Source organism: Acidovorax sp. LjRoot117 (assembly GCF_964252695.1).
In the GTDB taxonomy this organism is placed as follows: domain Bacteria; phylum Pseudomonadota; class Gammaproteobacteria; order Burkholderiales; family Burkholderiaceae_C; genus Acidovorax.
On the sequence record NZ_CAXUPO020000010.1, the window covers coordinates 91,679 to 106,422 of the forward strand.

The window sequence follows — 14,744 nt, forward strand, 5'->3', positions numbered from 1 at the left end:
GGCAAGGAGTGGTACGGGTCCACTCAAGTGTCGTAACGTTGGAGTCAGACCGATGGGAAGACCTTCTTTTTCTAGAGCATGGACAGCGGCCCAGCGGATCTACGAGCCGACCAATCCAGGCGCGAAAGTTGCAAAGGTGATTGGAGGCGGCGTGGAGCGCAACATCAACAATCCAGACCCCCAGCAGAAGTGGAGCAACACCTGCGCCGTTCGATTGAGCTACATACTCAACGAGGCAGGCATGGTTGTGCCACGCATTCAAGGGCAAACTGTTTCCGGCGCGGACAAGCGCCAATATTTCTTTCGGGTAAGAAATCTCATCACGTTCCTGGAGCAGCAATGGGGCAAGTCGGATCTGGTCAAGTACCCGCCGTCCGGTGGCGGCCCTCTTGCCGGCAGGAAGGGATTGATTCTTTTTGAGGTCAAGGGATGGCAGGACGCACAGGGGCACGCGTCGCTGTTCAATGGCACCCTGTGCTATGACCACTGTTACTTCAACGAAGCCGGGGCAAAGTACATCACTGAACGGGCGCATTTTTGGAGCCTGCCATGAACGCCCCGCGACAAACCATAGGGATGCTGGTACTGGCTATCGGTGCCTCGGCGCTGCAAGCCAAGGAAAGCCCGCCAGCCTCGCCACAAGCTGGCGGGCGTACTTACGCCCAAAACTACCGGGACATGGTGTTGGCGACCTGCATCGCAACGGCGTACGGCAACGACAAGGGCGTTGCAGCGGATGCCGGGAGCAGCGTGAGCGCCCTGCGTGACTGGTCCTACTACGACCTGGAAAAAAGCCCTGATGTAGTGAAGTCGTTGGTGGACAGCTACCTGGCGCGCAACTACCGCAATCCCGTGGCGGAATCGGAAATCAAGGGCGTTCGGTTCGATCTCCTGAAGTGCTTTGACCTTTACCACAGTAAAGAACTGGACGAACAGATCAAGCGTCTGGTGATAAACCCGAAACGGACCTACCGCCAGGACAATCCGGCAAAGAAAAATTGAGTGGTCCCGCTCGTTGACGGCATCTGAATCGCAGAATGGATCGGCTGCAACAACAGGCAGTCGTACATGGCGGCGGAGCCAGTCAACTGCACTGCTTCGGATCGGTGGCGAACGCACTCGCGCGGGGCGGGCCTAGCAGGCCGCTCCCTTTCCGACCATTGCGGAGAGTGTCGGGAGGGTTTGGCCTTTCTCTGGCGCTTAATATCGCGCCTTCAGCGCCACCGTCACCCGCCGGGGCTCGCCATAGAAGTTCTGGCGGCTGACGCCCGACACCTTTTCGTAGTAGGTCTTGTCCAGCAGGTTGTCCACCGACAGGTTCACCGACAGGTGGTCGTTGATCTGGTAGCCCACCTGCGCGTTGAACACTGCGTAGCCCGGTGCGTTGATGCGCAACGCGCCGCTTTGCGCGAAGAACTCGCTGCGCCACGACATGCCGCCGCCCACGCTGAAGCCGCGCAGGGCGGGGTGGGTGAAGGCGTAGCGGGTGAACAGGTTCACGCTGTGGCGCGGGGTGATGGGGCTGAACACCTGGCCCTGCTGGGCCACGGGGGCCTTGAGGTAGCGGGTGTCGTTGTAGGCGTAGCCCGCCACGAGGTCCCAGCCGGGCTGCGGCTGGCCGCTGACCTCGGCCTCGAAGCCCTGCGCGCGGACCTTGCCGCCGGCGATCGATGCGTTGGTCACCACCGGGTCGGGGATGGCGCGGTTCTCGTCGATGATGCGAAAGAGCGCTGCATGGGCCTGCAGGCGCTTTTGCAGGAACTCGCCCTTCACCCCCAGTTCGACCTGCTTGCCCGTGCGCGGCTCGATCAGCTGCTTGGCGGTGGTGAGCTGGCTTTGCACGACGAAGGTCTCGGCGTAGCTGGCGTAGGCGGTGTACTGCGGGTGGAAGTCCCACATCAGCGCCAGCGACGGCACGAACTGGCGGCCGGGGTCTGCGGCGGCGGTGACTGCGCCGGTGCTGGTGCTGCGCGTCACCACCTCCGCCCACGACAGGCGCCCGCCTGCGAGCAGCTTGACGGTGTCGGCCAGGCTGACCTGGGCCTGGCCGTACAGCGCGTTCTCGCGGCGGGTGATGAGGGAGGTGAAGCCCGGCAGCGGGATGTCGGGATAGGCCAGGTCGTAGTTGGGCCGCAGCAAATTGAAGGGCCGGGGCTGGCCGTAGGCGTAGTTGCCGTCCCAGGTCTTGCCCTCGTTGTGGCTCGCGCCCACCAGCAGCTTGTGGGTGCGGCCTGCCACCTGCACCGGCGTGGCCAGGAAGGCGTCGTAGTTGCGGGTGCGCACGTGGAAGTCGCCGTCCACCGTCTCCATGGTGAAGCTTCCGTTGGCGGCCAGGGCGCTGTTGGCGCGGGCTGAGCGGTAGAACGCGGTGCGGTCGATGTCCCGCGCGGACAGGCGCACCACGCCGCCGCCGGCCAGGCGGTGCTCCAGCTCCGCGAAGACGTCGGTGGTCTCCAGGTCCTGCCGGTTGGCACGCAGGCCTGCAAAGGAACTGCGGGGCAGGTCGGCCAGGCGGCCGTCGGCATAGGTGGGCAGGCCCTGGTCGATGGCGGCGCGCACGCGCTGCTGCGCAGCCCCCACCGACACGGTGGTGGACGGGGCGATGTCCCATTCCAGCGTGCCGTAGCCCAGGCGCTTGTTGTTGAACAGCGTGTCGATGTGGCTGTCACGGTCTTCCACCACGGCCACGGCGCGCGCGCGGATCGTGCCTTCGGCGTTCAGGCCGCCGCCCACGTCCACCGTGCCCCGGCGCAGGCCGAACGAGCCCACCGCCGCATCGGCGCCGATGGCCAGCTTGGCCGGGGCGCGCTTGCGCACCAGGTTCACCGTGCCGCCGGGCTCGCTCGCGCCCTGCAGCAGGCCGGCCGGGCCGCGCAGCACTTCGATGCGGTCGTACATGGCCGTATCGAGCGTGCTGTAGTTGCCTTGCGGAATGGGCACGCCGTCGAGCTGGATCGCGCCCAGATCGAACCCGCGCGACTGGAACGAGTTGTAGTTGCCCGCGCCGTCCAGCCGCGTGATGGTCATGCCGGTGCTCAGCTTGATGGCGTCCTCGACCTTGGTCAGGTTGCGGTCGTCAAGCTGCTGGCGCGTGACCACGCTGATGGACTGGGGCGTCTCGCGCGGCGTCTGCTGCAGCTTGCCCACGCTGACTTCGCGGGCGGTGTACTGGCCGCTGCCCTCGGTGGTGGCGCCGTCCGCGCCGTCGGTCACCTTGACCTCGGGCAGGGCGGCGGTGGCGGCAGTGGTGGCGGTGGTCTGGGCCTGGGCCTGGGCTGTGGCCAGCGTGGCCAGCAGCGAGGCCGCCAGGGCCAATGGGTGCATGCGCATGGTGCTTCTCCTCCTCGGTGTGTAAAACGCTATGGTTTTGGTAGCTGCTACCGCTTGTCTATCAAGCGGTAGCAGTCATTTCCATTGAAAATTCGCAGCAGGCAGATGGCCTGGCGGGTCAGAACCGCGTGCGCAGCGTCACCTGCAGTGCGCGGGGCGAGCCGGGCAGGATCAGGTTGTCGTTGCTGCCGTGGGCGGACACGTAGTACTTGCGGTTGGCCAGGTTCTTGATGTTCACGTCCAGGTCCCACTGGCCCAGCGTGTACTGCAGCGCCGCGTCGAGCGTGGTGTAGCCGGGCAGGGTGACCAGGTTGGTCAGCGAGGTGAAGCGCGCACCCACGTAGTTCACGCCGCCGCCCGCGCGCAGGCCGTGGCCCAGGTCCTTCATGGCCCACAGGAACGCGGAGTTGCGCGGCGTGAGTGCAGCCACCTTGCCCTGTGCGGCGATGGCCGCTGTGGGCAACTGCAGCGAGCCCGTGGTGGCCAGCGACCGGGTCATGCGGCCATCCAGCCATGCGTACCCGGCGCTCACGTCCCAGCGGTCGGGCAGGCGGCCATTGGCGGTCAGCTCCAGGCCGTTGGTGCGCTGCGTGCCCACGTTGATCTGGCGCGACGGGTTGGTCGGGTCGGTGTTCTTGATGTTGGTGCGCTCAAGGTTGAAGAGCGCGCCGGTGAAGTTCAGCCGGCCGTCCAGCACGTCGAGCTTCACGCCGATCTCCTTGTTCTCGGTGATCTCGGGCTCGGCGCCGGAGTTGTTGGCGGCCAGCGCAAAGGTTTCGGCCGAGGGCTGGAACGACTTGCTGTACGACACGTAGTACGACAGCGCCTCGCTGGGCTGCCACACCAGGCCCGCGCGGGGGCTGAACTTCTTGTCGGTGCGCGACAGGCCCGCGAGCTTGCGGTCGAACGTGGTCTCCTGCCCGAACACGTCGTAGCGGGCGCCCACCAGCGCCTTCCACTGGGACGCCAGCGTGATCTGGTTTTGCCAGTACAGCGCGGCCGTGTCCTGCGTGGTGTGGCTGGGGATGGCGCCGTCGGCCGCAAAGCTGGCGGCCGGGATGGCGGGGGCGGGGCGGTTGCCGGGGTTGAAGATCGGCACGCGGTCGGCGCCGCCCGAGACGGACTCGGCGCGCTTCTTTTGCTGGCCAAGCTCCACGCCCATCAGCCATTCCTGCTGGAAGCCGCCCAGCCGGTTGCGCCAGGTGACGTCGGTCTGGTTGAAGAAGCCTTTTTCGTCGCGCAGGACGAACGAGCGCGTGCGGCCCACGGTCAGGTTCACCGGGTCGGTGGTGCCGCCGGGCAGGGTGTTGTAGCGGTCCAGCGCGTAGTCGTACATGCGCGTGACGTTGCGCACCGACCAGTCGTCGTTGAAGCGGTGGTTCAGCGTGGCCGCGAACGATTGCATGGTGCTGGTGGTGGTGTCGTCCTGCGCGGCGTTGCTGGAGCCGTAGTACGTGCGCGGCGACACGTTGACGGGCCGGCCGTTGAGCGCCGGAATGCCGAAGTCCGTCAGGCGCTGGTCGCGGGCGTTGGTGTACTGCAGCAGCAGGTCGGTCTGCGCCGCGAGCTTGAGCGCAAGCGACGGCGCGAAGTTGTGGCGCTTGACGAACTGCTGGTCGCGGTAGCTGCCCGAGTCCTCCACCGCGGCGTTGATGCGAAAGGCCGCGGTGTCGCTGATGCCCACATTCACATCGGCCGTGGCGCGGCGGTAATCGAAGCTGCCCAGGCCCAGCGACGCCTCGCCCGAGGTCTCGCCGAACCTGGGCTTCTTGGTCACGCGGTTGATCAGGCCGCCCGACGATCCGCGCCCGTACAGCACGGCGGCGGGGCCCTTGAGGACTTCCACCCGCTCGATGTCGGCCAGGTCGCGGAAGTACAGCGCATCGTCGCGCACGCCGTCGACAAACTGGTCGGCGATGGCCGTGAAGCCGCGGATCACCACCTGGTCGCGCTGGCCGTCGCCGTGGCTCATGGCCACGCCGGGCACGTTGCGCAGCACGTCTTCCATCGACCGCGCGCCCTGGTCGCGCATGAGCTGCTCGGGCACCACGTTCACGGCCTGGGGCACGTCGCGCAGCGGCGCGCTGCCCTTGGTGGCCGAGGTGCTGGCGGCGGGCGAGTAGCCGTCGTCGCCCGTGGTGGACTGCACCGTGACCTCACCCAGCGTCTGCGGTGCGCTGGCCGGCGGGCTCTGCTGCGCCCACGCAGCGCTGCAAAGCGCGGCGAGCAGGGCGGTCGACAGGGGCCTGAGCGTGTGGGACTGGCGGAATGCGTGCATGGTTTTTCCTTTGGTATGTGCGCAGCGCAGGTGAAGACAACCCGCACACCGGGCCTGGCGCGGGCCGGTGGTCGGCCCTGGCTGGGAGGTGTGCGAAGCGGTGAAGCGAAACGAATGCGTTGGGGTGGACGGGGCAGGGGGCAGGACGCGGTGTGGCCCGGGCGTGCGCAGCGCTGCCGCTGCGCCGCAGCGGCGTTCAGCCAGCCCGTGCGGCGCTGGGCGCCATCACCAGCCGCCGGCCCACGCCAGCAGCCCGGCAGCCAGCGCGACGCCGGCCGCGACCGGTGTGCGCCGCGGCTGCCAGGTCACCATGGCGGTCACCGCCAGGGCCGCGACCGACAGGGCGACCGTCCAGGCCGTCACGCCCAGCGATGCAGGCACCTCGCCCGACGGCCGCGCCGCCAGCCACAGCGAGAGCGCCAGCACCAGCCAGCCGGCGCGGCGCAGGTGCATCTGGCGCCGCGCTGTGCCCTCGCGGCCCAGCGCGTCTTCGTGGTGGCGGTCCATGCCCAGCGCGATGGCCGACCATGCGGCAAAACACAGCAGAAAAGCGGACATGGATCAGGCTCCCGTCGTGGAGACGTCGGGCGTGGCCGACAGCGCCGGTGCCGCGGGCTGCGGGGCCGATGCGTGGGCGGTTGCGTTGGCGGTTGCGGCGTGGCGCGGTGCCTGGGACACCGCCGCCCGGCCCTTGGGCACGCGCCCCGGGCGCAGCCGCCAGGACAGCCAGCACAGCAGCAGGCCCGTGGCCAGGAACGACAGGTCCATGCTGGCCCAGATCCATTCGCCCGCGGGCAGCGTGACGCCCAGGTGGGTGTGGGTGGTCAGCGCATTGATCAGCGGCAGGGCCGTCCACACGGCACCCGCAGCACCCAGCGGTACCGACCAGCCCATGCGGCTCGGCCGCACCACGGCGCACGCCAGCGCCCACAGCAGCGCGACGCCCCAGGCGCTGAAGAACCAGGCCAGCTCGGTATCGGCCCGGCCCTCGATGCCCACGGGGATCAGGCGGTTGGAGGCCACGTACACGCCGCAGGCCAGCGGCAGGCCCGCGAGCGTGGCGATGTTGATGGCGGCCACCAGGCGCTCGCCAAAGGGCGCCTTGGTGCGCGCTGCAGCGGTGGCTGCGCCCTGGCGGCCGGCTTTGGTTTGCGACAGGGCGCTGCGCTTGACCGTCCACAGCACCATGCCCGTGGCGATCATCAGGCTGCCCAGCACGCCAAAGCCGAACAGGGCCCAGCGCATGCCCACGTCGGCAAAGCGCGCCAGGTGCAGCCCGTACAGCACGCCATAGGTCTTGGCGGCGGGGCCGGTGGGGTCGGCCTGGTCCAGCCACTGGCCGGTGGTGGCGTCGAACAACAGGCGCGGCGGCCGGTACTGCAGGCGGTCGCCCTCGTGGCGCGTGACCTCGACCACGGCGCGGCCCTTGGCATCGCGGCGCGCCTGCAGGCTGCCGATGCGCCCGCCGTCCCAGCGGGTGCGTGCTTCGGTCAGGATGGGCTGCAGCGCGATGGCGGGCAGGGGCTCCACCTTGTCGTTTGCGCCACGGCGGGGTCGGCTTTCGGCCTTCTCGCCCTGCAGGTCGGCAAAGTACGCGTTGGAGTCCACGCCCTTCTCATTCTTGTACGTGGTGGCGATGCCGGCGGGCATGTACAGCGTGTGGAAGATCATCAGCCCGCTGAAGGTGATCATCAGGTAGAACGGCAGCACCAGCACGCCGGTGACGTTGTGCGCATCCAGCCAGGCGCGCTGCCCGCCCTTGGTGGGGCGGAAGGTGAAGAAGTCCTTGAAGATGCGGCGGTGCGTGATCACACCCGTGATCAGCGCGACGAACATCAGCATCGTCGCCACGCCCACCACCCAGCGGCCTTCGAGGGTCCAGCGGCCCTTCTGGGCCGTGCGCAGCTCGAAGTGGAAGCGGTAGAAGAAGTCGCCGCCCATGGTCTGGCGCGCCTCGATGGCCTCGCCGGTCTGCGGGTTCATGCGCAGCGTCTCGAACCGGCCATTGCCGGTGCCGCGCCACAGCAGGTTGACGGCGGGGTCGCGCTCGTCGGGCAAGTGCATGATCCACTGCGTGACCTCTGGCGACTTGCGCACCAGGGCATCGAGCGACTTCTGGGCCACCTGCGCATCCGCCGCGGGCAGGCCGTGCATCTCGGGGCGCATCCACAGGTTGAACTCGTTCTTGAAGAACGACAGCGTGCCGGTGAGGAAGATCGCGAACAGCAGCCAGCCCAGGATCAGCCCGGCCCAGGTGTGCAGCCACGACATCGCTTGGCGAAAGCCCTCGCGGTCGTTGGGTGTCCTGGCGGCTTTGGCCTTGGCGTTCACAGTAGCCGCCGTGGGCGTGCCCGCTGCAATGTCTGCGGACGCGTCGGGTGTCAGTGTGGTGGTGTTCATGCGGCGGCCTTCATCCATTGCGGCGCCATGGCGCAGGCACCCAGTACCAGCGCCGGCAGCAGCGTGCCCGCCCAGGCACCCAAAGCGGTGCGGGCATAGAACGCCCAGCCCGCGGCCATGGCGTAGGCCAGCCAGGCCAGCATGGTGGCGGTGAGCACGGCTTCCACCCGCGGCATGAACTGCGCCAGCCCCAGCGACAACGCAGCCGCGAACCCCGCCGCCAGCGCATAGCCGCCGCCAATGGCCGCCACGGCGCGAGAGGTGATGGCCAGCCGGTAGCGCCAATCGACGCGCGCGGCCTTCATGGCGTGCCTGCCGCAGGTCGGCAGCGGGCCAGCGGTGATCCCATCGGTGGGGACGAAGGCGACGAAGGGGAGGCCCCGGGCAGGCAGGGGCTGGCGGTGCGGCGCAGCATCAGGGATGGCTCCAGGCAGGTTTGCAGGCGAAAACGGTCAAACGCTGGCTGCAGCGGCGGGGCGGCAAGGCCCCGGCTGACTGGCTGGCTGGCTGGTGTTCAGGAGATTCAGGCCAGCGTGCGGCGATCGCTGGTGGCCCATGGCCTGAGCGTCAGGCGGGCGTCGCAGGGGTCAACGCTGGTCGTAAGAACGCATTCTACTTTTGTTGAGAAGCATTCGCATTCATTGAATCCAGACTTTTGCCGTCTTGATGTGCGGTTGCAACATTCTGTGACGAGCTGGGCGCCGGGCGCAGCCCAAGTCCACCTCCACGTTGCGCGGGTGACGTCTGCCACTGGTGCCGTTGAAACGGGCACAAAAAAACGGGCCGAAGCCCGTTTTCCTGATTTCTTCTTTGCTTTTTTCGTGGAGCGCTCTGAGAAACTGAAGTCTTTGCGGTCTTGCTTACTCTGCCTCGCCCATCTGGGATTGCAGGTAGTTTTGCAGGCCGACCTTGTCGATCAGGTCGATCTGGGTTTCCAGGAAGTCGATGTGCTCTTCCGTGTCGTCCAGGATCTTTTGCAGCAGGTCGCGGGAGACATAGTCGCGTACCGTTTCGCAGTGGGCGATGCCTTCCTTGATCGTCGCCTGGGCGCCTTGTTCGGAGCGCAGGTCGCAGGCCAGGATCTCCGGCACGTCTTCGCCGACCTGGAGCTTGGCGAGGTCCTGCAGGTTGGGCAGGCCGTCGAGCGTGAAGATGCGGTCCATGAGCCAGTCGGCATGCTTCATCTCGCCGATGGATTCCGAATATTCCTTCTTGGCTAGCTTGTCGAAGCCCCAGTGCTTGAGCATGCGGTAGTGCAGGAAGTACTGGTTGATGGCCGTGAGTTCGTTCTTCAGCTGGGCCTGCAGATGGCCAATGACCTGTGCGTCACCTTTCATGGGGACTCCTTGTGTGTTCTGTGGATTCGGGGCCGATTGTCGTGACCTCGATCAAACACCGCAAGCCAAACCCCTGTGTCTTCGCTCTGTCTGCGTGTGATGCTGAGTTGTGTTCGCATCTGCAGGGCCAAAAGCATGGTCACGCAGCGGAGCCCAGGCTGTCGCTGGTGCCGGGCGTGCATCCAACCCGGGGTCTGTCGCAATCTACAGGTCGATGCTCCAGCGCGCGCACCCGGGCGGGTGGGGCCATCGGATTTTCATGATGCTGCAATGCCGACTCTGTATAGTCACAGGCAATTGATTCCATGCAATCAATTAATTGGATTCATGGGCTCGATGGGCCTAGACTTCAGCCTTGTTCACTCAACCCACCATTAAGGAAACAGCAATGTCCCTGATCAACACCGCAGTTCAGCCCTTCAAGACCACCGCCTTCGTCAACCGCAACGGCAAGGGTGAATTCATCGATCTGACCGAAGCCGACCTGAAGGGCAAATGGTCTGTGCTGATCTTCATGCCTGCAGCCTTCACCTTCAACTGCCCCACCGAAATCGAAGACGCTGCCGACAACTACCCAGAGTTCCAGAAGGCTGGCACCGAGGTCTACATCGTCACCACCGACACGCATTTCTCGCACAAGGTATGGCACGAAACCTCCCCCGCCGTGGGCAAGGCCAAGTTCCCCCTGGTCGGCGACCCAACGCACCAGCTGACCAACGCTTTCGGCGTGCACATCCCTGAAGAAGGCCTGGCACTGCGCGGCACCTTCGTGATCAACCCCGATGGCGTGATCAAGACGGCCGAAATCCACTCCAACGAAATCGCCCGCGACGTCAAGGAAACCGTGCGCAAGCTCAAGGCTGCCCAGTACACCGCCGCCAACCCCGGCCAGGTGTGCCCCGCCAAGTGGAACGAAGGCGCCAAGACCCTGGCCCCATCGCTGGACCTGGTCGGCAAGATCTAAGCCGCCACCGATTCGGCAGAGCGCCCCAGCCCGGGCGCTCCTGAGCCGGACAGCGTCATGGCGCGTGTGCGCCATGCCGTCCGGCTTTTTTTCGCCCGTACTTTTCGCTCGTACTTTTTATGCGGGCCGCGGCGACAGGCATTGCAAACGCCAGTGTTTGCCACACCCTAGATAGACGACCACCCAAGAACTCAAAGCAAAGGACACCACCATGCTCGACGAACAACTCAAAACCCAGCTTTCCGCCTACCTGGAGCGCGTGCAGCAGCCGTTCGAACTGGTGGCGTCCCTGGACGACAGCGAGACCGCCCGCGACATGCTGGAGCTGCTGACGACCATCCAGTCCCTGCGCAGCGACAAGATCACGCTGCGCACCGACGGCAACGATGCCCGCAAGCCGTCGTTTACCCTGCAGCGCGTGGGCGCCACCAACAGCCTGCGCTTTGCCGGCCTGCCCCTGGGCCACGAGTTCACCTCGCTGGTGCTGGCCCTGCTGTGGACCGGCGGCCACCCGCCCAAGATCGAGCCCGAGGTGATCGAGCAGATCGCCGCGCTCGACGGTGACTTCAGCTTCGACGTCTACATGAGCCTGACCTGCCACAACTGCCCGGACGTGGTGCAGGCGCTGTCGCTCATGGCCATCGTCAACCCCAAGATCAAGACCACCGTGATCGAAGGCGGCGCCTTCCAGCAGGAAGTGGCCGACCGCGAGATCATGGCCGTGCCCATGGTGTTCATGAACGGCCAGGTGTTTGCGTCCGGCCGCATGTCGGTCGAAGAGATCGTCGCCAAGCTCGACACCGGCGCCGCCGCCCGTGACGCGGCCAAGCTGTCGGCCAAGGCACCGTACGACGTGCTCATCGTCGGCGGCGGCCCTGCCGGCGCCGCAGCCGCGGTGTACGCCGCCCGCAAGGGCATCCGCACCGGCGTGGCGGCCGAGCGCTTCGGAGGCCAGGTCAACGACACGCTCGCCATCGAGAACTACATCTCGGTGCTGGAGACCGACGGACCCAAGTTCGCTGCCGCGCTCGAAGCCCACACCCGTGCCTACGACGTGGACATCATGAACCTGCAGCGCGCCGACCAGCTGATCCCGGCGGCTGAGCCCGGTGGCCTGATCGGTGTGAAGCTGGCCAATGGCGCCACGCTGCAGTCCAAGACGGTGATCCTGTCCACCGGCGCGCGCTGGCGCAATGTCAACGTGCCCGGCGAAGCCGAGTACAAGAACAAGGGCGTGGCCTACTGCCCGCACTGCGACGGCCCGCTGTTCAAGGGCAAGCGCGTGTCGGTCATCGGCGGCGGCAACTCGGGTGTCGAGGCCGCCATCGACCTGGCCGGCATCGTGGCCCATGTCACGCTGATCGAGTTTGCCGACCAGCTGAAAGCCGACGCCGTGCTGGTCAACAAGCTGAAAAGCCTGACCAACGTGACCATCCACACCAACGCGCAGACCACCGAGATCACTGGCGCTGACGGCAAGGTCAATGGCCTCAAGTACAAGGACCGCGCGACCAATGTGGAGCACCTGGTGCAGCTCGAAGGCGTGTTCGTGCAGATCGGCCTCGTGCCCAACACCGAATGGCTCAAGGGCACGGTGGAGCTGTCCAAGTTCGGCGAGGTCATCGTCGACTCGCACGGCCGTACCAACATCCCCGGCGTGTTCGCGGCGGGTGACTGCACGACGGTGCCGTTCAAGCAGATCGTGATCGCAGCGGGCGATGGGTCCAAGGCCGCGCTGAGCGCGTTCGACCACCTGATCCGCATGCCGGTGGTGGCCCAGCCTGTGGCTGCGGCGCCCGCAGCCGCGGCGGTGGCAGAAACAGTGTGACAACAGGCATAAAAATGGCCGCTGCCGCTTGATGGATAAGCGCTAGCAGCTATTGATTGCATAGCAGATCGCCAGTCGTCGCCATGCAAATCCAGGGAGCCTACGGGCTCCCTTTTTCATGGTGCGAACAAGTGATGGAGCCCGGGCGCAACCTGCTGCGCTCTGAGAGGGCCCGCAAACCCCAAGCCGCCAACAAGGAATAGTTTGCAACATGTGTATTGATAATTATTCTCATATAGAATAGCCGCTTCGTTGCCAGCGGACGTGCCAGCACCCGAGCGGTGAGAGGGCGCGCAGAGCCAGCTTCCTGTCATTGACTCCGACCAGAGAAGAAGGGCTCCCCCGTGGCGCACGCATCCGCATCCGCATTCCGCTCCCGCACGTTCAACCTCCACCCCGTGGCCTGGCTCGTGGCCTGTGCGCTCTGCACCGCCTGGAACGCCCAGGCCCAGGGCACGCCAGGCCCGCTGGGTGCAGGGCAGCTCATCGCTGCCGGCCCGGCGCTCAAGGAGGTCGTCATCAGCGGCTCGCGCAGCGAGCAGGACCCAGGCGAGCTGCCCATGAGCATCGACGTGATCAACGCGCAGGCCATCGAAGAAGGCCAGGTGCGCGACATCCGCGATGTGGCGCGCGAGCTGCCCAACGTGTCGGTCACGCGCTCGCCCGCGCGCTTCACGCTGGCCAGCGGATCCACGGGGCGCGAGCAGAATGCTGGCTTCAACATCCGCGGCCTGGACGGCAACCGCGTGCTGATGATGGTGGACGGCATCCGCCTGCCGCGCAGCTACGTCTTCAGCGCCAATGCCTTCGGGCGCGACTACCTGGACATCGGCCTGCTGCAGCGCATCGAGGTCGTGCGTGGCGCCACGTCGGCGCTGTACGGGTCGGACGGCATGGCGGGCCTGGTCAACTTCATCACGGCCGAACCATCGGCCTTCCTCGACGGCGACAAGCGCATCGGCGGGCGTGTGAGCCTGGGCTACGACGGCGACGACCACGGCAAGCGCGTGGGCGCCACGGTGGCGGGCAAGGCGGGCGACACGGTGCAGTGGCTGCTGGGCGGCAACGTCACGCGCGCCAGCGAACTGGACAACATGGGCACCAACAGCGCGGCCAATGCCGACCGTACCCGCCCCAATCCGCAAAAGGACCAAAGCGGCGCGCTGCTGGGCAAGGTCATCCTCACGCCGGGCGGCGGCCAGCGCCATGTGTTCACGCTGGAGCATGTGGACAAGACCTCCGACTACGAGCTGCTGACCGCACGCTCCAAGCCGCCGCTGGCCGCCACGTCCGTGCTGGGCTCCACCTCGTTCACCGACATGCAGCGCAGCCGCGCGACGTGGGAAGGCGCGTGGCGCGTGAACTCGGCGCTGGCCGACGACCTGAAGGCAACGCTGAGTTTTCAGGACTCGCATTCGCGCGAATACGTCACCGAAGACCGCAACACCGCTGCCGACCGCGTGCGCGACGTGACCTACGACGAGCGCACCTGGCAGGCCAACCTGCAGGGCAGCAAGGTGCTGCGCGCGGGCCCTGGCGGCCTGGTGCAGAAGATCACCTACGGTTTTGACTACACGTCCGCCAAGGTCGAGAACCTGCAGACCGGTGTGACCCCGCCGGTGGGCGAGACCTTCCCGCTCAAGCGCTTTCCGGACACCACCGAGACCAGCGCCGCGCTGTACGTGCAGGACGAGTTCGTGACCGGCCCCTGGAGCATCACCCCGGGCGTGCGCTTCGACACCTTCCGCATCAAGGCCGACCAGGCCGGCTTCGGCGCGCAGGCCGTGTCCCTCTCGGGCAACGCCACCTCGCCCAAGTTCGGCGTGCTGTACCGCGCCAGCGAGCAGTGGAGCGTGTTCGGCAACTACGCGGCGGGCTTCCGTGCGCCCAACGCGGGCCAGGTCAACGCCTTCTTCGAGAACCCGGTCAGCAACTACCGCACGGTGCCCAACGCCCACCTCAAGCCCGAGAAGAGCCAGAACTTCGAGCTGGGCGTGCGCGGCCGGCTGGACGCGCTGTCGGTCGAGGCTGCAGCGTTCACGGGCCGCTACAAGGACTTCATCGAAGACCTGCGCCAGGTCGGCGGCACCGGTGCGCCGGGCAACCCGCTGGTGTTCCAGTCGGTCAACATCGGCCGCGTCAAGCTCAACGGCTTCGAGGTCAAGGGCGACATGCGCTGGGGCCAGTGGGCAGGCGGGCAATGGACATCGCCCTTCAGCTACGGCCAGACGCGCGGGCGCGACACCGCCACCGGCAGGCCGGTGAATACGGTGGACCCATCGCGCCTGTCGGCCGGCCTGCGCTACGACACCGGCGGCTGGATGGCGCGCCTGGATGCCACCCACGCCGCCGCCAAGAAGCCGAGCGACGTGGCTTTGGCCACGGGCAGCACGCAGTACCTCACGCCGTCGTACACGGTGCTCGACCTGTCGGGCCAGTGGCGCATCCGCAAGGACCTGCGCCTGAACCTCGGCATCTACAACCTGACCGACAAGAAGCACTGGCGCTGGGCCGACGTGCGCGGCCTGGCCGCCAACGCCAACTTCATCGACGCCTACAGCCAGCCCGGCCGCTCCGTGCGCGTGTCGCTGGTGGCCGATTTCTGAG

The 14,744-nt window shown here is 66.7% G+C and carries 11 protein-coding genes; 5 read left to right on the forward strand and 6 right to left on the reverse strand.

Annotated elements, in window-relative coordinates; genetic code table 11:
* The first annotated feature begins 52 nt into the window (after positions 1-52).
* Both ACSQ3D_RS21550 and ACSQ3D_RS21555 read left to right on the forward strand, forming a co-directional pair.
* Complete coding sequence (locus tag ACSQ3D_RS21550) at positions 53-553, forward strand: type VI secretion system amidase effector protein Tae4 (RefSeq protein ID WP_436128264.1); 501 nt, start codon at positions 53-55, stop codon at positions 551-553.
* Entirely contained in the window at positions 550-1,002 is a 453-nt protein-coding gene (locus tag ACSQ3D_RS21555; RefSeq protein WP_436128265.1) for a type VI secretion system amidase immunity protein Tai4, read from the forward strand. Before ACSQ3D_RS21550 ends, ACSQ3D_RS21555 begins: the two co-directional genes overlap by 4 nt.
* A gap of 198 nt (positions 1,003-1,200) precedes the next feature.
* Here ACSQ3D_RS21555 and ACSQ3D_RS21560 read toward each other — a convergent pair whose 3' ends face one another.
* The 6 genes from ACSQ3D_RS21560 to bfr all read right to left on the reverse strand — a co-directional run bounded on the left by ACSQ3D_RS21560 (position 1,201) and on the right by bfr (position 9,345).
* Positions 1,201-3,330 carry a TonB-dependent siderophore receptor gene (locus tag ACSQ3D_RS21560; RefSeq protein WP_436128266.1) on the reverse strand — a complete coding sequence of 710 codons (2,130 nt, stop codon included), beginning with the start codon at positions 3,328-3,330 and terminating at the stop codon, positions 1,201-1,203.
* Between the two features lie 118 nt (positions 3,331-3,448).
* Entirely contained in the window at positions 3,449-5,608 is a 2,160-nt protein-coding gene (locus tag ACSQ3D_RS21565; RefSeq protein ID WP_436128267.1) for a TonB-dependent receptor, read from the reverse strand.
* A 225-nt stretch (positions 5,609-5,833) separates the two neighbouring features.
* On the reverse strand, positions 5,834-6,166 hold the full coding sequence (locus ACSQ3D_RS21570) for a DUF3325 domain-containing protein (protein WP_056411776.1): 333 nt from the start codon (positions 6,164-6,166) through the stop codon (positions 5,834-5,836).
* A 3-nt stretch (positions 6,167-6,169) separates the two neighbouring features.
* Positions 6,170-8,008, reverse strand: a complete 1,839-nt coding sequence (locus ACSQ3D_RS21575; RefSeq protein WP_436128268.1) for a PepSY-associated TM helix domain-containing protein — start codon at positions 8,006-8,008, stop codon at positions 6,170-6,172.
* On the reverse strand, positions 8,005-8,313 hold the full coding sequence (locus ACSQ3D_RS21580) for a hypothetical protein (RefSeq protein WP_056173788.1): 309 nt from the start codon (positions 8,311-8,313) through the stop codon (positions 8,005-8,007). Before ACSQ3D_RS21580 ends, ACSQ3D_RS21575 begins: the two co-directional genes overlap by 4 nt.
* Positions 8,314-8,868: 555 nt before the next feature.
* On the reverse strand, positions 8,869-9,345 hold the full coding sequence (gene bfr, locus ACSQ3D_RS21585) for a bacterioferritin (protein WP_056173789.1): 477 nt from the start codon (positions 9,343-9,345) through the stop codon (positions 8,869-8,871).
* A gap of 388 nt (positions 9,346-9,733) precedes the next feature.
* Between bfr and ahpC the strand changes: the two genes are divergently transcribed.
* The 3 genes from ahpC (at position 9,734) to ACSQ3D_RS21600 (ending at position 14,743) form a co-directional block, all read left to right on the forward strand.
* Positions 9,734-10,309 carry an alkyl hydroperoxide reductase subunit C gene (gene ahpC, locus ACSQ3D_RS21590; protein ID WP_056173794.1) on the forward strand — a complete coding sequence of 192 codons (576 nt, stop codon included), beginning with the start codon at positions 9,734-9,736 and terminating at the stop codon, positions 10,307-10,309.
* Between the two features lie 211 nt (positions 10,310-10,520).
* Complete coding sequence (gene ahpF, locus ACSQ3D_RS21595) at positions 10,521-12,137, forward strand: alkyl hydroperoxide reductase subunit F (RefSeq protein ID WP_436128269.1); 1,617 nt, start codon at positions 10,521-10,523, stop codon at positions 12,135-12,137.
* Between the two features lie 344 nt (positions 12,138-12,481).
* Entirely contained in the window at positions 12,482-14,743 is a 2,262-nt protein-coding gene (locus ACSQ3D_RS21600) for a TonB-dependent hemoglobin/transferrin/lactoferrin family receptor (protein ID WP_436128270.1), read from the forward strand.
* The last annotated feature ends 1 nt before the right edge of the window (position 14,744 follow it).

Coding starts and splice junctions, on each gene's coding strand:
- ACSQ3D_RS21550 (WP_436128264.1), top strand. CDS start 53: ATGGGAAGACCTTCTTTTTCTAGAGCATGGACAGCGGCCCAGCGGATC.
- ACSQ3D_RS21555 (WP_436128265.1), top strand. CDS start 550: ATGAACGCCCCGCGACAAACCATAGGGATGCTGGTACTGGCTATCGGT.
- ACSQ3D_RS21560 (WP_436128266.1), bottom strand. CDS start 3,330: ATGCGCATGCACCCATTGGCCCTGGCGGCCTCGCTGCTGGCCACGCTG.
- ACSQ3D_RS21565 (WP_436128267.1), bottom strand. CDS start 5,608: ATGCACGCATTCCGCCAGTCCCACACGCTCAGGCCCCTGTCGACCGCC.
- ACSQ3D_RS21570 (WP_056411776.1), bottom strand. CDS start 6,166: ATGTCCGCTTTTCTGCTGTGTTTTGCCGCATGGTCGGCCATCGCGCTG.
- ACSQ3D_RS21575 (WP_436128268.1), bottom strand. CDS start 8,008: ATGAACACCACCACACTGACACCCGACGCGTCCGCAGACATTGCAGCG.
- ACSQ3D_RS21580 (WP_056173788.1), bottom strand. CDS start 8,313: ATGAAGGCCGCGCGCGTCGATTGGCGCTACCGGCTGGCCATCACCTCT.
- bfr (WP_056173789.1), bottom strand. CDS start 9,345: ATGAAAGGTGACGCACAGGTCATTGGCCATCTGCAGGCCCAGCTGAAG.
- ahpC (WP_056173794.1), top strand. CDS start 9,734: ATGTCCCTGATCAACACCGCAGTTCAGCCCTTCAAGACCACCGCCTTC.
- ahpF (WP_436128269.1), top strand. CDS start 10,521: ATGCTCGACGAACAACTCAAAACCCAGCTTTCCGCCTACCTGGAGCGC.